A 22278-nucleotide genomic window follows, 5' to 3' on the forward strand; every position below is an offset into this window, starting at 1 on the left:
CCGGATGATCAATTATTTCTTTTGAGAAGTTACTCGGTTCAACCAACCTACCATAGAGAACATAATCACCATGGAGATCAGACATACTACAACGAATACCGACCATGTGAGCCATAGAGGAACGTTCTTGTAGAGGATTGCACCAATGAATAGGAGTTGGTTTCCAAGTCCTGTCGCAAGAAGCCACATACCTTGCATCAAACCTTGAAGCTTTGGAGGAGCCACTTGAGATACGAACGACAAACCAAGCGGAGAGATAAACAACTCTGCAACAGTAAGAACAAAGTATGTACCGATAAGCAACCAAGGAGTAACCTTAACCAAGTTTTGTTGTTCGGTGCTCATCTCTTTCATCTCTGACAACAATGGAAGATCGAAAGATCCCATGGTCATAAGTATGAAACCGATAGCGGCAAGTCCCATACCGATGGCAATCTTCATCGGGGTGCTTACGTTGTAACCACTGTTTGCCAACAAGCCAAAGAACGCCAAGACCATAGGCGCAAGAGTAACCACGAAGAATGGATTCGCACTCTGGAACATTTCAGGCTCTAAGGCAAAGCCGAACAGATCGAGCCTCGTAAAGTCACGAGCAAAGAATGTAAGCGTCAAACCGTTTTGGTGGAATGAGAACCAGAAGAAGATAACAACGAGCATAACAGCACCAAGAGCCATTATACGCTGACGTACTTCTGCAGGATCCATCTCTTGAACAGGCTCTGCAGGTTTTCCGTCATGCTTAACCGCAGCAGTTCCCGGATCCGGAAATTTCTTCTTGTTAAGCATAAAGATGGCAAATGAAATAAGCATCGCTACAATGGCAACACCGAAAGAGTAGTGAAATCCGGTATTGAAAACGTGCAAGTATTCCGCTGCAAAAGAACCAAGATCGGTAGGTGCGCCGTTCAAAGATACCTCTCCCGCCAATGTTGTAAAGTTGGCAGCAGCAGTGTCCGAAAGCGTTTCACCGTTGAGATACTTGTGGCAAAGCTCAGGAAGCTGACCGTTATAAGTGAATCCGTGAATCTTCAACCACCAGGAGCGAACGGCAGGAGCCACCCAAGGAGCAAAGATAGAACCGATGTTGATAAACATGTAGAAGATGGTGTAACCCGCATCACGTGTTTTGCTATCCACACCGGACTTGTCGTACATCTGTCCTACAAGAGCCTGCAAGTTACCTTTGAAGAAACCGTTACCAAGGGCTATCACGAAAAGAGCCACGCAGGTAAAGACGAGCATAATGGTCTTCGAGTCCTGTGTGATTGTGGTAGGAATAGAGAGCATACCGTATCCGACAGTCATCATGACAAGTCCCATGATGATCGTTCTCTTGTAGTTACGAGTACGGTCTGCTACAAGTCCTCCGATTATAGCCAATGCGTAGATTCCGAAATAGAAGAAAGAGTAGATAAGTCCTGCCTCATCTTCAGCCAAGCCAAACTTTGCACTCAAGAAGAGTACAAGGATAGCCATCATCGTGTAGAAACCAAAGCGTTCTCCCATATTCGCCAGAGCTGCCGCTATAAGCCCATTAGGGTGCTTCGTCTTTTGCTTTACGTTCTGTCCCATTGAAATTAAGTGATTGGATTATAAGTTTATAAATATTGATTTTTTCATTTATGAAAGAGAAAGAAAGAGGGCATCACTGCTCGTAGATCCTTTCCAGCGCTCCCGTTGCAGGGAAGAAAGTAAGGCGGATAACGGCAGGAGCGTGCTTTTTGTTATTGAAAAGAGCCGGAGCCAAAGCCTCTTTCGTTCCGAGCTGAGCGATATATACCTTCTCTTGCAACAGTATCTTACCATCTCTCCTAAGGGTAATCTCCACACGTCCGGGACGATTATAGACAATCCCTTTGAGCGATTTTTCTGCCTTTTCTGCCTCTTTCGGAGTGAGTGCCGGGGCTTGATCTTCTATCTTCACACCCATATAGATCGGTTCGCCGGAAAGATCTTCCTTATCCAGTACACCCTCCATTTCGGAAAATCTGAAAGCCACACTGTTGGATATAGAGTCAGCGGAGAGGTTATCTATGGTGATCCGTTCGAGCGTCGAAGTAGTATAGCCTGTAAACAGCTCGGATAACGCTCTCTCTTGAGCATTGATATTGTCCAATGCCAACTTCAATGCCTGCCCATCGGGAAAAGACTGTTCCGCTTCGCCACTAACGATAGAAGTGCGCGCTTCTCTCAGTGTGTGTATCTCACGAGCGACAATCTCTGCTCGCTTTTGAGGGGATGTGGCTTGCAGATATTCCGGAGAGAACGATGGCTCGGAGCGACGAACATTTGCCTCTTCCGCCTTGCGAATCTCTTCTGCAAACGGTTGTATCTCATTGGGAGTGTACTCCGTGTTGATGGCACAAAGCAATCCGTCCTCCGTCAGCATCACAAAAGGAGCCACGCTACCCTCTTTGAACTGAACATGATACACCTTGTCTCTATCGGGTACACCATAGGTTTCAAGCCGGATACCCTTTAGTTCGTACAGAGTACGCGCTACCGAAATAGCCTCTAAGCCTAAATGTTGTCTGGAGAAACGTGCGTAGATTCCGGGAGTAGAGACTTTCTTCTCCACCAGCAGATGCAGGCGAATCTTAGTCTCAGGCAGTGAATAGACGACTCCCGGCGACTTTTTTCCGCCTGTGTCTGTATGTTTTTCCACTTTTGTCTGTGCTTCCACGCCCCAAAAAGATAGCGCAAGCATTAAGAAAAGAGTGTAAAAGATCTTATGCATATGCAAATGGCATTTTTAGACGGTTTATGTGCAAAGCTAACAAAAATTCTTGTTTTCCATAGTGTTTGCTATATAAAGTGAAAATCCGTGACAGCAAAAAGAATAAAGGGAAGCATAAAAAGGGGGCATTTTTCGGGAGCTTTTATATAAAAACGGAGTTCCAAAATTTTGCGTCGGAAGCACTCAAAATTTCTCTTGCTCACACTCTCCTTTCAGACGAAAACCCATAACTTACTACAAACAAGATACTTACAAACCATTGCGAATTCGCAAAAAATTTTTTCTCAGTCCGTTTGATGGGGCTTTTTCGCGTTAATAGGTGTAAATTTTAACATCCATTCCTGTAAACGTTTCCTAATAAAGAAATTTGCCTTTTCAGGGGCATTTTAGGGCAAAAATACGTAGACGATTGATTGTTAGTGTTTTAATCGTTTTAGCTAAACACTTTAATCGAATCCGGTAAACGTATTAAATGAAATCACTAAACGTGTTCGTTGAAAAATTAAACACGTTAAGCCGAAAGAATATGCTCGTTTAGCGTTTTGGCTTAACAGACATCGAAATTTGTGTTAATAAAACGAGCTGATTTAACAAATCCGGCACACCTCTGAAAACGACCCCTCCGATCAAAATAGAGAAGGGCAAAAATAAGCCGGAGACATCGGTATGGAATATATAAAAATCACCATTCGGAGAGGAGATTTTCGGGTTCGTTTTTTCCTTTTTCCCCCGAAACACAAAAAATAGTACACAACAAACCGTGAAACAGAGTACAAAAACAGAAATAATGATACCGATACATGGTGGAGACCAAATATTTAGCTACATTTGTACGATAATTCAGCGGATAAAAGATTAAATAAACAAATCAAGTATGATTCAACCTATTTCAAAAACCATCACGCTGGCTGATGGTAGAGAGATTGTCATTGAAACCGGCAAACTCGCCAAGCAAGCAGATGGTTCGGTAACGGTGCGCATGGGCAACACCGTATTGTTGGCCACCGTGACAGCTGCAAAAGACGCCAATCCGGGCGTCGATTTTATGCCCCTTTCAGTAGATTACAAAGAGAAGTTTTCTGCGTTCGGTCGTTTTCCCGGAGGATTTACCAAACGTGAAGGTAAGGCTTCAGACTACGAAATCTTAACTTCCAGACTCATCGACCGTGCCCTTCGTCCTCTATTCCCGGACGATTACCACGCAGAAGTCTTCGTTAATGTTATACTCTTCTCAGCCGATGGCGTAGATATGCCGGACGCACTTGCAGGATTGGCTGCATCTGCTGCTCTTGCCGTTTCAGACATACCATTCAACGGCCCGATCTCCGAAGTGAGAGTGGCACGAATAGATGGTAAGTTTGTCATCAACCCGACCTTTGAACAGCTCGAAAGCGCAGACATCGACATGGTAGTGGCTGCAACGCTCGACAATATCATGATGGTCGAAGGCGAAATGAACGAAGTATCCGAAGCAGAAATGCTGGATGCCATAAAGGTTGCACACGAAGCGATCAAAGCGCAATGCCGGGCACAGATAGAGCTTATGCAGGCTTGCGGCACAACCGAAAAGCGTACATACTGCCACGAAGAGCACGATGAGGAGTTGCGCTCAAAGGTACGAACAGATCTTTACGACAAAGTTTATGCCGTGGCTGTAAGCGGATCGTCCAAGCACGAACGCGCAGCAGCATTTGAAGCGATAGTGGAAGAGTTCAAGGCTCAATACACAGAAGAAGAGCTCGAAACAAAGGCTCCCCTCATCGCTCGTTACTATCACGATGTAGAGAAAGAGGCTATGCGCCGTGCAATACTCGACGAAGGCAAGCGTCTCGATGGTAGAGACACTCGCACCATTCGCCCTATATGGTCGGAGGTAGACTGCCTTCCCGGACCTCATGGCAGCTCTATCTTCACACGTGGAGAGACCCAATCGCTTACAACGGTAACGCTCGGAACAAAGAGTGATGAGAAACTGGTGGACGATGTACTCTTCCACGGCAAGGAGAGATTCTTGCTACACTACAACTTCCCTCCGTTCTCCACAGGAGAGGCTCGCCCTCAACGCGGAGTGGGACGTAGAGAGATCGGACACGGAAACCTTGCTCACCGTGCGCTCAAACGCATGATACCGAAAGACTATCCTTACGTCGTGCGTGTGATGAGCGATATCCTTGAAAGTAACGGATCCAGCTCCATGGCTACCGTATGTGCCGGAACACTTGCTCTTATGGATGCAGGGGTTAACATTACCCGCCCTGTCAGTGGTATTGCCATGGGACTTATCTCCGAGAACAAGGGTCAAAACTATGCGATACTCTCGGATATCCTTGGCGATGAAGACCACTTGGGAGACATGGACTTCAAGGTAACCGGTACGGAGAAAGGTATCACTGCAACACAGATGGACATCAAGGTGGACGGTCTATCCTATGAGATCCTTGAAAATGCGCTGGCACAGGCACGTGAGGGACGTATGCACATTTTGGGTAAGATCATGGAGACGATCACCGAACCGAGAGAAGATCTCAAGCCACACGCTCCACGCATCGTCAATCTACGCATACCGAAAGAGCTTATCGGTGCTGTGATAGGCCCCGGAGGCAAGATCATCCAAGGCATACAAGAGAAATCCGGAGCCAATGTCAATATTGAAGAGGTGGACGGAATGGGTCTCATCGAAGTGAGCGGTACAAATAAAGAGAGCATCGACAAGGCTTTGGCGATGATCAACTCTATTGCTGCCGTTCCGGAAGTGGATAAAGTCTACACCGGAAAGATAAGCTCGCTGATGCCTTACGGTGCATTCGTAGAGTTCTTGCCGGGTAAAGACGGACTTCTTCACATCTCCGAAATAGATTGGAAACGCTTTGAAACAATCGAAGAAACCGGTTTGCAACAAGGAGCGGAAATAGAAGTGAAGTTGATCGAAATAGATCCAAAGACCGGAAAGTTCAAGCTTTCGAGAAAGGCGTTGTTGGAGAAACCCGAAGGTTACAAAGCACCCGAAGGCAACAACAGACCTCCTCGTCAAGAGAGACCGGAACGACAAGAGCGATTCGTACACAGACCTCGCAGAAACAACAACGAGTAACATTCGGAACATCCGATACATAAGAGAAAAGGCACGCACCTGTCCGGTACGTGCCTTTTTCATATTCTTGCCGTCACTTTACCCCTGTCAGGCTTTCTCTTTCAGCAGATAACGAGAGGAGAAGAGCAGGGAGAGCTGCAACCTCAACCATATCAGCGAAGGGAAGAGAGCCTTTATGGCATAAGGAAGGAGTATCTCATTTTTAAGCGTTTTCGGCATCAGATCGCTGGTGGTAAAGCTGAAAATCATCGCTCCCGTAAGCAGTACGGCATCCCATATACGGTACCGGCTGTTCCGGTCTCTGTCTATCCACCACAGCGCAATGCCGAGATAGGCTATTATATAGGTGTTGGACTCCGTTCCGGAGCTGAACAGCACAATAAATAACAGCAGTGATGCCAAGACCGAACGCCTGAACAGCGCACTCTCATAAGCCTTGAAGCGAAGAAGCGGAAGGAGGAAAAGCAACATCCCCGGCACTATCACCAGCAGGTCGCTATACTGTTCGGCTCCCGACAGCTTACGAATCATTCCCACCAGACCCATGTTCTGCATCAGAGCAAACATATTCTGCGTATTCTTTCCACCCAAAGCCGCCAACCAGTTTCGGTACTGCTTCACGGCATAATCCCATCCGCCGAGCATCGGAAGCAGTCCGAGTAGAAGCGTCCAAAAGAAGAAGGAGAGCAGGAAGCTCTTTTTCTTCTTGGAGAAGAGCCAGAAGCATAGCCCCGCAATGCCATATATCTTGGTCAGAAAGCCCAAAGCGATGAAAAACGTAGCAGCCCAAGGCTTCTCCTTGACGGTGAAAACATAGGAGAAAATCAGCAGTGCGGCAATGAGGACATTGTACTGCTCCATCAGAAGACCCAGCAACAGCTCATTGGCTGTAACCCAAAAGATCACCGCCCTGCCGGACATGGAGAGACCGGGAATGCTCTTGATGGCATAGAAAAGCATGGCTGTACTCACGATGAGCCACAGCACGACACCCGCAACAGGCGGTAACATGGAGAAAGGAGCTATAACCAGCGTGAAGAGCGGACCATACAAGAAGCGGTCGTGATACTCTGCCGGATAGTAGGCATACAGGTCTTGATGTTGCAGGAAGTGATCCCAACTCCTCTCGAAAATCCGATAGTTGTTAAACTTCCCCCTTGCCATTTTCTTAAAGCAGGCAAACAGCAAGACGGCTCCCCACACCACCAAAGGAGTACGAGAGCTTCTGCCCAATGCTCCCAACACAGATACTACACTTTTTTTCTCCATCTACTCGGTTTTTCGGATAGTGCCGACAAACAGCCACACAAAGATAAGAAAAGCCATCGCAAAGCAACAGCTCTGCGATGGCTTCGGATAGCTATAAAAGTATCTTTACTTCTTCTTGCCCTGATTTGCTACGGCATCCATCAGTTTCTTGATCTCTTCCGGATCGCCGATGAAATAATCTTTTACCAGATTGTAGTTGTCGTCAAACTCGAACACGTAAGGCACAGCCGTTGGCAGGTTAAGGCTCACGATGTCTTCGTCTGAAATATTCTTCAACACCTTGATGATACCACGAAGGCTATTGCCATGCGCAGCCACAAGAACATCGTCATGCTCCTTAAGGGTTGGGAAGATAGTACCCTCCCAGTATGGCAAGATACGAGCCACGGTATCTTTGAGCGACTCTGTAAGCGGAAGCAGCTTTCTGTCTACCCCTGCATAGCGAGGATCGTTATGCGGTGCACGCTCATCTCTTTCGTCAAGAGGTGTGGGAGGAATATCGTAGCTACGACGCCAGATATGTACTTGCTCATCGCCGTACTTCTCTGCAGTCTCCGCCTTATTAAGCCCTTGCAACATACCGTAGTGCTTTTCGTTCAGCACCCAATGCTTCTCTACCGGAATCCAGTCCAGATCCATCTGATCCAATACATTGTTAAGGGTTTTTACCGCTCTCTTCAAGTATGAAGTGTAAGCCTTACCGAAACGGAATCCGGCAGCTTTCATCTCCTTACCTGCTTTGATTGCTTCTTCTATGCCTTTCTCGGAAAGATCAACGTCTGTCCAGCCTGTAAATCTGTTCTCTTTGTTCCACTGGCTTTCTCCGTGGCGAATAAGGACAAGTCTTTTCATGTCTGATATCTTCTATGGATTATGTATGTGAATTAAATTCTATCCTGCAAGGCTTTAGCTCTTCTGCCATTGCCTTTCACAAAGATAACGAATATTTATCACAAGCAAAGAGCCATACTCACACTCTCACCCCTCCCCCTTTTTCTCTTCTGTGCGGACATAAAAGAGGATAAATGCGTACAAAAGTTCTCTTTATCGTATTCATTTTCTCCGCTCAACGCATTCACATCTCCAAACCGAAGCACGATTGCCATTATTCAAGCCCCGATTTCCACCCTTCAAACTCCGATTGCTACACATCAAGCCTTGAAAAAGAGTTTCCAAAAGGTTTAGAGCAACTTCTATACACTTACAAACAAAAATATTAACCGGTTTACGATTGTTTTATCATCCGATTACTGCTTGAAACATTGCCATCACAGCCATCAGGGCTAATAATAGCTGAAGAAGTGAATAAAGTGGAGAAAGAAAAATCTCAAGGTAACTCCACTGCCGGAGCTGCTTTGAAATCTCTTTTTATCCTGTTTCAGAATAGTGTTTCTACTATTTGCCGGAACCGACACTTATGCTTTCGTCTGCCGATTGATTCAGACGAGATTCTCCATTGACACTCTTTCGGATAGAAGATTTAAGCTCTTTGTTGCCGAACGTATAGCTCACACCGAGCGTGAGCTTAGGGCTATGCCAGTTTTTGGAAAAGGAGATCGGGGTATTCATTCCCACTATCTCTCCCCTGGCAATATTGGTATTGAAAAGGTCGTATCCCGTTAAGGAGAATTTCCAGCTGCCCATACGTTTGCTGAGAGTAAAGTCTACCCACCACTGTTTTTCTGTCTTGTAAACTCCCACAAAAAGAGGGCTGTAATAGGTAATCCCGGCATCGAAATACCATTGGGCAGGCAGGTTCAGAGACTGCTTGTGTTGGACATAGTAGGCATTGAACAGACGATTGTAATCCGCAGCGTTCACAATACCTCTATCCTGCTGAAGATGATATGCCAGATAGATTGAAGCAAACCACTGCAAACCATTCTCCCGGTAAATGAGAGGTATCGGTGCTCCGGCAACAAAGCGCAAGTAACGGCTGTTTTCAAGGTTTGTTTTAGCCAAAGTATAGCCCCCTTTATGAGGCTTCAGGTATTCGATGATCGGATTTTTCTCATCCGACAGGCTCACTTCCAGCATAGCCGCCCTCAAATAGGTATAGCTGAGGGAGAGATTGTATCTTGTGCTGTTTTTCAAATCAGGGTTTCCTTCACGCGACAGAAAGCCCGAAGAGGACGAGACATAAGGCATGAGGTCTCGGAAAGATGGGCGTTTGTAATAGGTCTGCAACATGGTCGAAAAACGATGCTTACGGGAGAAGTCGTAAGAGAAAGAGAGGTAAGGCTGCCAGTTTAAGAAAGCATCCGCCTTGCTCTTTTCCATTCCGATCCAGTGGTTATCCCGTTGGTCATAGTTGAGTTGCACCCCTGCATAAGTATCTACAGCCTCTTTGCGATAGCGTAGAGAGAGATAAGCGGAAGTGCTGCTCTCCTTATAGCCATTGCTCTTACCATCGGGAGAGTCTTGGGGCATGGTGTCAAACCTGCTGTCGTTTCGGATACCGCCAAACTGAGTACTAATGGTAGAGGTGAAGCGGAAAAGGAAGTCCGTTGCGATCCTGAAGTAATGATACCGGTCTTCCAATGCGCCGTTGATGGCGGAGTTGTGAAAATAGTCTCGACGGTTAAGGCTGAAAGTGTAGTCCGCATAGTTGTTCCAGCTCCACCTTTTCCCGGATGAAGAGTGGAAAAGATTTACCGTTCCCACTTTTCTATCCATATCTATCCTGTTGGAGGTATTGTATTCCAATCTTTCGTCAGAGAGGGTAAGATAACTTCTCACCCCGATCAGATGCCGAGGAGATACCTGCCACTCCGATCCTATTTGGATACCATGCCCCCGATAAGGATTTACAGAGGTTGTATCGGCTCCTATGGATGTTGTCAGTGTCTCTTTTCGGCGATTGTCGAAATATTGGTAAGCAAGATAGTTTCTTGTATTTCCTTTGTTATAATTAAGGCGTACACGACTGTTGCCGGACAGCAATGCCTGATAGGATATATCCGCAGAAAGAAAAGCGTTAAAGCCTTCGTTCGGCTTTTTCTTGGTGATAATATTCAATACTGCATCTACACGTGTGCCGTACTCAGGACCTGGATTTCGGATGAGTTCCACGGATTCCACATCGGCTATACCGAGAGAAGCAAGATAGGTATGCACTTCATTATTTGACAATCGAAGTATCTGACCATTGACGGCAACGGTCAGATTGTAAAACCCGAAGATGGATAGGCTGTTGTTTTCATTCACTTGTACACCCGGCAGGAGCTTTATACCATCCAAGAGAGTTCCGCCCACGGCAGCAGGATTGGCGGACAGATTATATACGGCATTGCTTCCTTTGTAAGACACAAACGGGCGTCGGCTCACAACAACCACTTCGTCCAACTGTTGCGACCTCAAATTTATGACGATCGGAGGCAGCTCTACCTCTTTTTCTGAAACGGTTACCGCATTGTTTTGAGGATAGTAACGCTCCCCTAAATAAGAGACCAGAAAGCGGTATCTGCCTTGTGGCAATTCCTGGCGAAAATATCCTTTAATATCACATACTGCCGGATAGAGCTGTGTTGTATCCCGAATGTTCTTGAAAACAACAATGGCATTGGTCAGCGATTCTCCTGCCTGATCTTTGAGATGACCCGAAACCTTGTAGCTGTTGTGCTGTGCCATCAAGGAGAGCATGGGGCAGAAAAGAAGTAAAAGAAGAAGTTTTTTCATACTGCAATATCAGACTAAAGGGGCGATTTCTCCGGTCGGAATTTCAACACCGGCACGTATAGAGCATCTATTGTTTGGAAATCAGCCCTCGTTATTAAGCTTTATCTTTTTTGCAAATATAGATATTTTATAAAAGCAGTAAATGTATTATTAGCATAGTTCTTGGAAGGAGGCAGATATTCAAGAGAGGGCATAAAAAAGAATCGGGATCGTAAAGATTACAATCCCGATTCTCTGTTTTATTTTCTCGTAAAATATCCGGCTATTATCCCTTCTTATATGCGACATAAGCCGTATAGCCACCATTCAGATTATAAATGGTAAAGTTTTTTGCAGAAAGCATCTTTGCAGCTCTGAGCGAACGACCTCCGGATCTGCAGTAAACAAGAACGGGCTTTTTCGGATCAAGAACCTTCAATGCTCTCTCCAGGAAGTCGTTCTGAGTAACATCTATCAGAATGGCTCCCGATATAAAGCCGGCATCATACTCGGCTTTAGTCCGAACATCGACAATCTGCATATTGGGATTTGCAGCCAATAGTTTGTCCAGCTGTGATACTTCCACATTTGTAATTGTTTGGACTGTCTCTTGCGGAGAGGAACTCTTGCAACCGACGAACAAGGCAGCAACAGCAAGAGCGGATACCACAAATAGTGCTGCTATAACTCTCTTATAATTCATGACTCCTCTACTTTATGGTTTAAGCGAAAGTGATAAGGAAGTAGTTTTTCTTGCCTTTCTGTGCAAGGATATACTTCCCGGCAAGAAGATCCGAAGAGGTCAATACCATCCCTTCACTCTCTACTTTCTCTTTGTTTATACTCACTCCTCCACTCTTTAGAAGCTTACGAAGCTCTCCACGAGAGGGGAACATTGCAACCTCATCGGCTAATAGATCCAATATGTTGATACCCTCCCCGTTGATCTTATCCATGGGCAGTGTAGCAGATGGGACACCTTCAAAGAGTGCAAGAAGTGTATCTTCGTCCAGCTTGGTAAGTGCTTCTCTGGTTGCATTTCCAAAAAGGATGGCAGACGCTTCCACGGCGGACTCGTAGGCTTCTCTTGAATGCACCATACAGGTAACCTCTTCTGCAAGTCTCTTTTGCAAAGGACGCAGATGAGGTGCAGCAGCTTGCTCTTCTTCCAATGCCGCAATCTCCTCTTTGGTAAGGGATGTAAAGATCTTAATGTACTTGGCTGCGTCTATATCCGAGACATTGAGCCAGAACTGATAGAACTTATACGGTGAGGTGTATTTCGGATCCAGCCAGATGTTTCCACTCTCTGTTTTCCCGAATTTAGCACCATCAGCCTTGGTGATAAGCGGACAAGTGAGAGCGTATGCTTCGCCTCCCAATGTCCGGCGAATGAGTTCCGTACCGGTGGTAATATTACCCCACTGGTCGGATCCTCCCATCTGCAAACGACAACCTTCATGCTGGTAAAGATAGGTAAAGTCGTAGCCTTGTATCAGCTGGTAAGAAAACTCGGTAAATGAAAGCCCTTCTCCACTCTCTCCGGAAATTCTCTTCTTTACAGAGTCCTTTGCCATCATGTAGTTTACAGTGATATGCTTGCCGACATCCCGGATAAAGTCCAAGAAGCTGAACTCTTTCATCCAGTCGTAGTTGTTCACCAACTTGGCTGCATTAGGGGCATCGCTCTCAAAATCGAGGAATTTTGCCAGCTGTTTGCGTATTGCCTCCTGGTTATGACGCAAGGTATCCTCGTCTATCAACTTTCTTTCGGCACTTTTCATGGATGGGTCTCCAATCATTCCGGTAGCTCCTCCAACAAGAGCTATGGGGCGGTGTCCCGCTCTCTGAAAGTGACGAAGCATCATGACACCCACAAGGTGTCCTATGTGTAGAGAGTCCGCCGTAGGGTCTATACCCACATAAGCAGAAGTCATCTCCTTCATCAGGAGTTCTTCCGTACCGGGCATCATGTCATGGATCATACCTCTCCAGCGGAGTTCTTCGACAAAATTTATCATCTTGGTATATATGGCTTAGTGTATGTGTATGCTTAGATTTCAATCTTCATGATCTCGAATGTTACAGTACCGCTTGGCACTTTTATCTCAACCACATCCCCGACCTTCTTTCCTACAAGACCTTGAGCAATGGGAGTGGATATGGAGATCTTACCGGCACGCAGGTCGCTCTCTGTGTCCGAAACCAGAGTATAAGTCATGACAGCATTGTTGGCTTTGTTCTTTATGGTTACCTTATTCAGCATGTGCACTATGTCCGTACCAATCTTAGATGTATCCACAATACGTGCATTCATCAACTTGGAGCGCAACTGAGCTATACGTGCTTCCAATAACCCTTGAGCCTCTTTCGCTGCAGAGTATTCTGCATTTTCAGAAAGGTCGCCCTTGTCTCTCGCTTCTGCAATCTGGTTAATCACATCAAGCCTGTCCACCGATTCGAGCTTCTTTATCTCCTCTACAAGCTTGTTGTATCCCTCTTCCGTAAGGAGTGTATATCCTGCCATAATATAAAGTTTGTTTCAAAATATTGAGACCTCACGCCATAGAGATGAGGTATAAAAAATATTTAGACCAAGACTTTCGCCTCGATCTAAAAACATGAAAATATTCACAATAAGGTATTTACTCGGACAAAGTTAAGGTTAAATATGGATATTAGCAAGGAATGCTTTATAAATGTGAGCCTTGAGATCCCCTATCGAAATGCCCAAAGCCTCGGCAAATACACTATAAACATCCGTGATGTCCTGACTGCTCTCATCGCTTTCCAAGAGGAACGGCTTCTCTTTCAGCCATGATAGAATACCGGGATCACTTGGAACGACTCGGAGAGAGACTATAATGCTCGCCCGATAAAGCTGCTCCAAAAGCATCTGCTTGCCTCTGAACCCATGCACAATCCAAGCAGGAGGATGAGGCAAGAGCCCTCTCACGGATGCAAGAGACAACAGCCTGTCCCAACCACCTACCATGTGAAAGAAGCAGGGCAGGCAATACTCGGATGCTATACGCAGCTGCATTTCGACCCATGCGGTCTGCTCGTCAAGAGAGATGGATGAACGTCTGTCCCAACCGATCTCTCCAATCGCCACAATATTGTTTCCCTTAGGATTCTGCAAGTATTCACGCAGAATGGATTCTCCCTCTTCCAGGGTCAAATCTTGCCTAAGAGACATCGGATGTATGCCTATGGTAAGAAAATTGGAGCCGGAAGGCAGCTCTTCTTGTATGGGATCTACCACAAAAAGAGCCATACAATCCGGTCGATCTGCATATTGTCGCAGATGCGATAGATGTGTATGGCTGTCTATGTATAGCATTATTTTTATCGCCTGAAAAGACTATGGTACGGGGTCGTATCCGCTCCCTCCCCATGGATGACACCTTAAAATGCGTCGAACGGTAAGAAATAAGCCCTTGAACGGGCCATGCTTCCGAAGAGCCTGAACAGCATAGGTACTACAAGTTGGCGAGAATCTACAACTCGGAGGAGTATATGGAGAAATGCACTTCCGATAGAAATAGATCGGCAAAAGCAGTATCTGCACCAATAGTTTCTTTATCATTCTGTTTCCTCCTTTCGTTCCAAAGAGCGACAAACCTCAGTGAGCTTTCGCAGAGCCTTCTTTACCCCCTGCTCTATTGCAGAATAGGAGGAAATGCCATCTCCTATATAAAGAAAAGCAACAAGAAGGCCGAAACTCTTTTCGGCTTGAGCCAGCAACTCGTTCTTGTGAAGACGATAAGCTTCTTTGGTTCTTCTTTTTACCAGATTTCTATCCACCGCATGCTTGAGCCGCTTTTTCGGAACACTTACCAACAGTTCCACGGGAGCAAGCATGTCTACCTCTTTTCCACAAGCGTAAACAACCTTGAAAGGATAAGCTACAAATCCGGTACGAGAAGAGAATACCCTTTCTTTATGAGAATTAAGATAGAGACGCTGCGACTTTGGGAATGTAGCTTTGGACACCTGTTTTACTTATGCTTCTTAATATAGTGCTCAAGAGCAGCAGTCATTGAAGGGAACTCCGGAGATGGAGCTTCGATATTCACTTCAAATCCATTCTCTCTAAGAGCCGAAGCGGTAGCCTCCCCGAAACAAGCAAGAAGCTGTTTGTTTTGCTTATACTCAGGATAGTTGCTCTTTAGAGAGGTTACACCATTGGGGCTAAAGAATATGAGAAGATCGTATCCATCTATCTCTTCCTTTGTAAAACCATTAGGAACAGAGCGGTATATCGCACTGGTAGAATAAGGGATCTTTTTACTGTCCAATACTGCAACAATATCTTCCTTTAGTCCTTCTATTCCGGGGATGAAGTAAGTCTCCTTATTGTGCTTAAGCAAGAGAGCATGAAACTGAGCCGCCTGTCCGCTTTCGTGATAAAACACTTTGCGCTTGCGATACACAATGTACTTCTGCAAATAAGATGCAATAGCTGCACTATGACAAAAATACTTCATATCTTCCGGCATCGTCAAACGTAGCTCTTGAGTAAGCTTGAAGAAATGGTCTATTGCTGTTCTGGAGGTAAAAATGATAGCTGTATGATCTAAGATATTAACTTTCTGATCACGAAACTCTCTTGTTCCAAGTGTTTGGATAGAGAAAAACGGCTTAAAGTCCACCTCAAAACCATACTGCTCAGACAATGTTATATATGGGGACTTTCCTGTTACCGGTGCCGGCTGAGACACCAATATTCTTTTTATTTTTGCGCTCATTAAAGTCGTATCCTGTTCTTCTAAGATTAGGATTATCACACACTCATACTACGAATAAATTGCCACACAGCAACAAAGGGTAGTATTTCCAAGGCGCAAAGGTACAAAATTAGATGCAATGAATAACGAAGATTAAACTCTATTAACTTCCAAGACTTGTAAAAGGAGATTAGTCGGTAAAGAAGAAACAGAGCTAAAAAGAGCCATATAGCACTGCTTTTGTTGCTACTCCAGCTCAAGAATAAGGCAAAAGGCAGATAGAGAAATGCTCCCCACGTTGTAAACAGGACAAACTCCTGGAACTGCCATAGTCTCTTTGCCTCTGCCGTCATAAAGATAGCCCCTATAACAGACCGGATAATCCAATGAAAAACTATAAAAAGAAGGACAGTTCCGGCGGCTATCAGTAAGAACCGAGATGTAGAGAAGAAAGGATCGGAAAGATAAGACTCTACTGAAAGAAACAGGATGCAAGAAGCCAGCAGAAAGCCTTGCAATCCTAAAAAGAATTTCATCCCAAAGGAGAAGCCATAGACACTCTCCCCCAGCGCATCCTGCGGCTTAATTCTTAAAGCTCCTTTGATACTTCCAAGAGAATAGTTGGGATGAACCGCATACATCACGGCAAAAAGAAGCAACAGAAAGACAAGAGAAAACACAAAAAATGTGCTGTCATATCCGGGAGGTTCAGGAGATTCCCCTTGAAATTGATTTGGAAAAAAGGGAAAGTTCACGAAAACGTGCGATGTTTTAATATCAAGAACGCTTAGTCCAGATCTCTTCGTATTTTTCCGGAAGAAGGGCAAGGGCTGCATCTTCTTCCTGTCTCATAGTCTCTTGCTCTTCCTCTGTGGCATCTCTATACCCACAAAGATGCAAAACGCCATGAATCATTACACGAAGAAGCTCTCGGTAAGAAGGTTCGCCAAAGATTGTGGCATTACTATCAATCGTTTCAAGACTGATGACAATATCAGCAAAAAGAAGATCGTCTACGCAGTTGTCAAATGTCAGAATATCTGTCTCATAGTCATGGTTGAGACTTTTCTTGTTAAGTCTTCTTATGAAGCGGTCATCACAAAAAACGTAAGTGATCTCCCCGATACGCTTACCTTTCAACTCCGCAACTTCTCTAATCCAATTTGTAATGACACGACGCCTGAATCCGGGAACTTTTATATTGTCGTTTTCTGTTGTAAATATAATATCTGCAGATCTACTCATGGCTCAATAGGAATTAAAGAATAACAACACCAACCATTACAAAGGTAAGAAATCTATCTTATATGCTTAGCTTCTAACACCATCCCTAAATATGTACCACGCGTGTAGCGCAGAGCCGATACAAAATAAAAGCATCCACAAATTTGAAGCCGTGTAAACAAAGTATGCAGCCACAGCCATTGCAACAGCACCTAAGAAACCTATGCGATGTAAGCGCCGTTTTGTCGGAGAGATATCTTTATCTCTCTTAGGAATGGAGAGAAAATAGTACAACAATAGTAATAGCACCCCAAAAGTGTAAATAAAAAAACCGCTTTGAGATCCAAGAAAAACAAGGAACGTTCCTCCCATTGTAATGAACGTCCCTAAAAGTACGGCGATATAGCCTTTTGGCATTCTTTTTTCCGCTGACATGAATATCTCTATATATTTATATTGTTATCTATGAGCCTGATAGATTCTTCACTTTCTCTCTATCTATGATGTAAAGATCCTCATTGGGGGCTTTCATTAAAAATGTCTCACGAGCAAATCTCTCCAACTCAGACTTATCGAACTGTAGCTCCTCCAACATCTCTTTCTCTGTTGCAATCTGCTTTTGCAACTCTGCTTTCTCTCTTTCCAACTCATTGATTTGGTCATAGTACTTCATCTGATTGTACAGATTATCATCGCTCGGCCAAAGCAAGAATAGTGCAATCAGTATGGCAAAGAGTCGTCCGGGAGTAATTTTTCCGGAAATCTTCTGAACAATTTTTGTTGCTCGTTGAATATCTATTTCTGGCATAATCTAAAATGTTCAATTTCAGGAATAACATAAGCCTCCACCTCTTCATAAGAAAGCTGATGCATGGCTTCTATGTAAATCTTATTTCTGTAGTACTTATCAAACAGATCGTCTTGCTTTATCACTTCATCCTGCAAGGAGAATATTCCTACAGTTGCTTCTACATCCTTTTCAGAAATTCTTTTCCACTGTTCGGATTCAACCTCTATGTATGAGAGCAACAAATCTTCTGTTACCTCAAAATCTTTCTCATCCGGATCAAATCTCTCATGATAAAATCTCAATCGAAGTCCCTTATAACGCCCCATCACTTCAGATGTTGTAAACGCCGGATTGATAAGAATCTTCTTCTTTGCCGGAAGTTGATGAGCAAAAAGACCTCCCATTGAACTTCCTATAATCACATCCGGTTCTTCTCGATGCACAATGTCCGAAAGAAAACGCAGAGCCTCATGAGCATTAAGAGGGATGTCCGGTGTCAGTATATGATCTTTAGGAAGAAGATCTCTCAAGAATCTCCCACGAGAACTCATACAGGAAGAAGTTAAACCGTGCAGATAAAGGATAGTAAGAGTTTTCATATACGCCCTATCTCACCAATACAAGCTTCCACAATTCCTCTATTTCCGAAAAGCGCGAGTCGATATTTCTAAAATATTCCAACTTATCTTCTATCTTCGTCGGAATAGCATCCTTATGACCATCCAGTAGCAACGTGGAGAGAGAGAGATAATCATTGGATAGCTCCTCCCGTAAAAATACGAGAAGCTCATCCTTTACTCTTTCTATCTCTATTTTGCTTTGAAGATTATACGTTGGAGCACAGATGTCTTTAGGAGAGTTTCCAATACCCGGCCTACAATCCATAAGAGTTCTTTTAAGGATTATACGTTCATCCTGCATTCCTGCAAACTTCTGCCAAGCCTTAACAAGCTGCTCCTCTGTAAAAGCACTTTCTCTCAGATTCGTTTCGGACCTACTCTCCCGTATCTTCTCGTCATCATCATTGGCATGAGAAATAGAGAAGCTAAACTTGCTCTTATAGGCTTCCCTCTGAAGCTTTTGCGGAGGAGTTACGGGAGTATTATATGTAAGAGAAGGAGACTCCCTCAATATGGAAGTTGACAGTGCAGGATTTGGTTCTACATTACTCCTCGAGGTATCTCGTCCGGAAGGTTCTCTCTGATCTGTCTGAGGAGGTGTGTTTGTAGAAGAATTTAGTTCCGAACTATTCTGTGCACACATATTGATGAGAGCAACTTCCGCAGAAAGTCTTTTACTGGAAAGCTGTCTATACTTCTCCTCATAGCCGACAGAGACTTTCAGACAATTCCAAATCATGGCTTTGGAGCAAGTCTGTGCAGCTTTTATATAGCGTCCTCTTACACTATCTATTACTTCAAGCATGGAGGCCGTTCTAGGGTCTTGAGCCAATAATACATTACGGAAGAACGCCGAGAGTCCTGTCATAACCTGAAGAGGATCAAAACCTTTGACAAGAACCTCCTCCAATAAAAGCAGGCATTGATGATAGTCCCCTCTTAAGACATAGGCCAAGAATCTAAAATAAAGAGCCTCATCCAACTTCCTAAGATTTTCCAGAACAGATTGGTACGTGATATTTCCTTGTGTAAAGCCCGCTATTTGGTCAAATATGCTAAGAGCATCTCTCATCCCACCATCGGCATGTACGGCTATTGTCTGTAATGCTTCGGGCTCTGCAGATACTCCCTCTTGTGAGGCGACATAAGCAAGATGGTTAGCAATATCCGGAACAGAAATACGATTAAAGTCAAAAGTCTGGCAACGTGAAAGTATCGTAGGCAGGACTTTGTGTTTTTCTGTTGTAGCAAGAACAAATATTGCATGAGCCGGTGGCTCCTCCAAGGTCTTAAGAAAAGCATTAAATGCCGATGAAGAAAGCATGTGTACCTCATCAATGATATAGACCTTATATCTTCCGGTCATGGGACGGACTTGCACCTGATCTATAAGATTTCGCATCTCATCCACAGAGTTATTGGATGCTGCATCCAACTCTATAACGTTGTAAGAGCTCTGTTCATTGAACATCTTACAGCTCTCACAAGCGTTACAAGCCTCACCCTCTGAAGTCCTATTAGTACAGTTTATTGTTTTCGCAAATATCCGAGCACAAGAAGTCTTTCCCACTCCACGAGGACCACAGAATAGATAAGCATGTGCAAGCTTATCTTCCGTAATGGCATTCTTCAAAGTGGTTGATAAGGCATCCTGTCCTATCACACTTCTAAATGTAGCAGGTCTATATTTTCTTGCCGATACAATATACTGACTCATTGCTTCTACGGATATTATAGGGAAGAAGCCCTAACACGTGTGCACCTCCTTAAAATCCTTCTGTAAAAATTTTATGCCTTGCTAGCATACAAGCTCCTACGACTCCTGCCATATCTCCGAGTTGTGAATTCCGGAGCGTGGTATCCTGGTTGACCATATTAAGAGAGTACTTCCGAATAGCCGTCCTAAGCGGCTGTATAATGTAGTCTCCTGTCTTGCAAAGTAGCCCCCCAAGAACTACAACGTTGGGATTAAAGAGATTGATCAATCCAGAAATATGTTTACCTAACTCCTGTCCAATCTCTTCAAGAATCTCTATACAGAGAATATCCTCTTTTATGGTAGCTTCCAAGATTTCTTCGAGCGATACATTTTCTATTGTCTCAGAAGAATAGTTCTTTTCTGCAAGCAGAATAGAGCTACTTCCGTTCTGAATTCTGTTTATAAACTTTCGATGTATGGCACTTCCGGAAGCCTCTGTTTCAAGACAGCCTTTTTTCCCGCAACGACAAATGATTTCATTATCATAGGCGTGGATGTGTCCAAACTCTCCGGCAAATCCGCTCTTACCATTGTAGGGCTTACCATTGACGATAACTCCGAGACCCAATCCCCAAGCAGCATTTACGAAAAGCATATTAGACTCCATCGGAGCATAATGAGTGATGTATTCACCATAAGCACACGCCCTTGAGTCATTATCAATATAGGTCTCTATGCCAAGGTGCTCATTAAAATAGTTAGTCAAAGGCTCATTGAAGAAGTTAAAGTAGCTATAACTATATCCGGTCTCCGGATTTACCCGACCAAACATATTGATCTCGACACTGAATATCTTATCTCGATCCACAGTCGGGCGAGTCAAAAATGTCTTTATCTCCGCAACAATATTCTGGAGACCCTCCATTGTATTCTCAAAGCGAAAAGGCATCTCCATGGATGTCTCCACAATCTCTCCGGCAAAGTTCATCAAAGCGATGTTGATGGTATTGACTCCAAAATCAATCCCCAAAAAATGCGCACAATCCGCATTCACGCCATATAGGAATGGGTGTCTTCCTCCTCCACCAGCTTCAAGTTTTCCACAATCCCCAATCCAGCCGGATTTGCAAAGCTCCATAACAATCTTGTTGGTAGTGGGCAGACTCAATCCTAAATTCTTTGCGATACTGGTCAAGGTAGAGTTTCCTACTCGTAACAAGTATGCCAATATTTCTCTTTTCTGCAAAAGATTTTTTCCACTTGACTGTAAGGAATGTTCTAACTTCTTATTCATTGCTGCATTGCGAGGATTTATCTATTGATGATGCTTCTGTGCAAATATAGATAAAACTATTTGTTTAAGAGACTTTCAAAAGAGACGATTCTTAAATTTTTGACAGATAGAAAACAACGGATATAAAGAAGCAGCAAATCCCCAAAATCATAAGTAAAATTATCACTAAACAACAGAAAAAGCTCTTTTCCATAACATGAAAAGAGCTTTACATCACATTCGTTTCAAACAAGATGCTCCACAACTTGAAGCTAAGGATTGTCTATTCTACAATATCCTATCCGGGACAAAAACTGACGAATACGAGAATAAACAACCGGAGTACAAGGGACAAGAGGCAAACGAAGGACATTCTCAATAAGCCCCATACAGTGTAAGGCACTCTTGATACCACTGGGGTTGCCTTCCACGAACAAGAGTTCATAAAGCTCTACCAAAGACCTTTGCACATGGGCAGCTTCAGCAAACTTCCCCTGACGACAGAGAGATACCAATCCTCCGAACTCTTTAGGAAGCGCATTCCCAATAACAGATATCACTCCGTCTCCTCCCATAGAGATATAGCTGAGAGTAGAGCTGTCATCCCCACTAAAAAGAGCAAAGTTTGACGGTCTCTGTTTAAGTATTCTTTCTATCTGGGTAATAGATCCCGAAGCCTCTTTTATTCCAATGACTTTGTCAGGAAATGCTTGTGAGAGTCGTAAGACAGTTTCCACCTGCATATTGACACCTGTACGACCGGGGATATTATACAGAATCACAGGTTTAGAAGATGCTTCTACTACCTCCGAGAAGTGTGCATACAGCCCCTCTTGAGACGGTTTGTTATAGTAGGGTGCCACTGAGAGTATTGCAGAAATGCCCTCCATAGGAAAACGACGTATTTTCTTGCAAAGCTCTCTTGTGGCATTCCCTCCCATACCGACAACGATAGGGACTCTCTTGTCCACTACCTTCTGTACAAATGCAACTATCTTGATCTGCTCTTCTTCTGTAAGAGTGGGTGTCTCAGCCGTTGTTCCCAACGTCACCAAAAAGTCTACTCCTCCTGCAATCTGAAACTCTATCAATTTCTCAAGAGCTGAATAGTCCACCTCATAGTCAGAAGTAAATGGAGTAACAAGAGCCACCCCAAAGCCTCCTAAAGTATTCGTCTTGCAGGTCATA

The 22278-nt window shown here is 44.3% G+C and carries 21 protein-coding genes; 1 reads left to right on the forward strand and 20 read right to left on the reverse strand.

Going from position 1 to position 22278, the window contains the following annotated elements; translation table 11 throughout:
- Positions 1 to 12: 12 nt before the first annotated feature.
- Positions 13 to 1572 (reverse strand): peptide MFS transporter, encoded by a 1560-nt coding sequence (locus JT26_RS06110; RefSeq protein WP_036847637.1) that lies wholly within the window; start codon positions 1570 to 1572, stop codon positions 13 to 15.
- Positions 1573 to 1645: 73 nt separating this feature from the next.
- Positions 1646 to 2737 carry a DUF4831 family protein gene (locus JT26_RS06115; protein WP_036847650.1) on the reverse strand — a complete coding sequence of 364 codons (1092 nt, stop codon included), beginning with the start codon at positions 2735 to 2737 and terminating at the stop codon, positions 1646 to 1648.
- 874 nt (positions 2738 to 3611) lie between these two features.
- On the opposite strand from JT26_RS06115, the gene pnp reads away from it, so the two are divergent.
- Entirely contained in the window at positions 3612 to 5828 is a 2217-nt protein-coding gene (gene pnp, locus JT26_RS06120) for a polyribonucleotide nucleotidyltransferase (RefSeq protein ID WP_036847652.1), read from the forward strand.
- Positions 5829 to 5915: 87 nt separating this feature from the next.
- Here the strand turns inward: pnp and JT26_RS06125 are convergent, their stop codons facing one another.
- The 18 genes from JT26_RS06125 to dapA all read right to left on the reverse strand — a co-directional run bounded on the left by JT26_RS06125 (position 5916) and on the right by dapA (position 22277).
- Positions 5916 to 7097, reverse strand: a complete 1182-nt coding sequence (locus JT26_RS06125) for a glycosyltransferase family 87 protein (RefSeq protein ID WP_052110393.1) — start codon at positions 7095 to 7097, stop codon at positions 5916 to 5918.
- Positions 7098 to 7202: 105 nt separating this feature from the next.
- On the reverse strand, positions 7203 to 7949 hold the full coding sequence (gpmA, locus tag JT26_RS06130; protein ID WP_036788258.1) for a 2,3-diphosphoglycerate-dependent phosphoglycerate mutase: 747 nt from the start codon (positions 7947 to 7949) through the stop codon (positions 7203 to 7205).
- A gap of 543 nt (positions 7950 to 8492) precedes the next feature.
- Positions 8493 to 10775, reverse strand: a complete 2283-nt coding sequence (locus JT26_RS06135) for a TonB-dependent receptor (protein ID WP_052110394.1) — start codon at positions 10773 to 10775, stop codon at positions 8493 to 8495.
- 265 nt (positions 10776 to 11040) lie between these two features.
- Positions 11041 to 11457 carry a rhodanese-like domain-containing protein gene (locus JT26_RS06140; protein WP_052110395.1) on the reverse strand — a complete coding sequence of 139 codons (417 nt, stop codon included), beginning with the start codon at positions 11455 to 11457 and terminating at the stop codon, positions 11041 to 11043.
- A 19-nt stretch (positions 11458 to 11476) separates the two neighbouring features.
- On the reverse strand, positions 11477 to 12772 hold the full coding sequence (gene tyrS / locus JT26_RS06145) for a tyrosine--tRNA ligase (RefSeq protein ID WP_036847792.1): 1296 nt from the start codon (positions 12770 to 12772) through the stop codon (positions 11477 to 11479).
- 35 nt (positions 12773 to 12807) lie between these two features.
- Complete coding sequence (greA, locus tag JT26_RS06150) at positions 12808 to 13281, reverse strand: transcription elongation factor GreA (protein ID WP_036788268.1); 474 nt, start codon at positions 13279 to 13281, stop codon at positions 12808 to 12810.
- A 138-nt stretch (positions 13282 to 13419) separates the two neighbouring features.
- Complete coding sequence (locus JT26_RS06155; protein ID WP_081966395.1) at positions 13420 to 14097, reverse strand: TatD family hydrolase; 678 nt, start codon at positions 14095 to 14097, stop codon at positions 13420 to 13422.
- Between the two features lie 21 nt (positions 14098 to 14118).
- Positions 14119 to 14340 (reverse strand): membrane protein insertion efficiency factor YidD, encoded by a 222-nt coding sequence (yidD, locus tag JT26_RS10450; protein ID WP_081966398.1) that lies wholly within the window; start codon positions 14338 to 14340, stop codon positions 14119 to 14121.
- Positions 14340 to 14750, reverse strand: a complete 411-nt coding sequence (locus tag JT26_RS06160) for a ribonuclease P protein component (RefSeq protein WP_052110396.1) — start codon at positions 14748 to 14750, stop codon at positions 14340 to 14342. Before JT26_RS06160 ends, yidD begins: the two co-directional genes overlap by 1 nt.
- Positions 14751 to 14755: 5 nt before the next feature.
- Positions 14756 to 15505: a uroporphyrinogen-III synthase gene (locus JT26_RS06165; RefSeq protein WP_036847660.1), complete on the reverse strand. Its 750-nt coding sequence runs from the start codon at positions 15503 to 15505 to the stop codon at positions 14756 to 14758.
- A 35-nt stretch (positions 15506 to 15540) separates the two neighbouring features.
- Positions 15541 to 16164, reverse strand: a complete 624-nt coding sequence (locus JT26_RS10190; RefSeq protein WP_160217640.1) for a DUF4271 domain-containing protein — start codon at positions 16162 to 16164, stop codon at positions 15541 to 15543.
- Positions 16165 to 16261: 97 nt separating this feature from the next.
- Positions 16262 to 16729 (reverse strand): rRNA maturation RNase YbeY, encoded by a 468-nt coding sequence (gene ybeY / locus JT26_RS06175; RefSeq protein WP_052110398.1) that lies wholly within the window; start codon positions 16727 to 16729, stop codon positions 16262 to 16264.
- 66 nt (positions 16730 to 16795) lie between these two features.
- A complete protein-coding gene (locus JT26_RS06180; RefSeq protein WP_036788279.1) occupies positions 16796 to 17143 on the reverse strand; it encodes a hypothetical protein in 348 nt (115 codons plus the stop codon).
- 28 nt (positions 17144 to 17171) lie between these two features.
- Entirely contained in the window at positions 17172 to 17516 is a 345-nt protein-coding gene (locus JT26_RS06185; RefSeq protein ID WP_052090051.1) for a septum formation initiator family protein, read from the reverse strand.
- Complete coding sequence (locus tag JT26_RS06190) at positions 17504 to 18097, reverse strand: YqiA/YcfP family alpha/beta fold hydrolase (protein ID WP_036847662.1); 594 nt, start codon at positions 18095 to 18097, stop codon at positions 17504 to 17506. Before JT26_RS06190 ends, JT26_RS06185 begins: the two co-directional genes overlap by 13 nt.
- Before the next feature lie 7 nt (positions 18098 to 18104).
- Complete coding sequence (gene dnaX / locus JT26_RS06195; RefSeq protein ID WP_036847664.1) at positions 18105 to 19835, reverse strand: DNA polymerase III subunit gamma/tau; 1731 nt, start codon at positions 19833 to 19835, stop codon at positions 18105 to 18107.
- Positions 19836 to 19884: 49 nt separating this feature from the next.
- A complete protein-coding gene (locus JT26_RS06200; RefSeq protein ID WP_036847666.1) occupies positions 19885 to 21111 on the reverse strand; it encodes an ROK family transcriptional regulator in 1227 nt (408 codons plus the stop codon).
- A gap of 251 nt (positions 21112 to 21362) precedes the next feature.
- Positions 21363 to 22277, reverse strand: a complete 915-nt coding sequence (gene dapA, locus JT26_RS06205) for a 4-hydroxy-tetrahydrodipicolinate synthase (protein WP_036847668.1) — start codon at positions 22275 to 22277, stop codon at positions 21363 to 21365.
- Position 22278: the final 1 nt, after the last annotated feature.

It is taken from the genome of Porphyromonas sp. COT-108 OH1349 (genome assembly GCF_000768755.1).
Lineage (GTDB): Bacteria > Bacteroidota > Bacteroidia > Bacteroidales > Porphyromonadaceae > Porphyromonas_A > Porphyromonas_A canoris.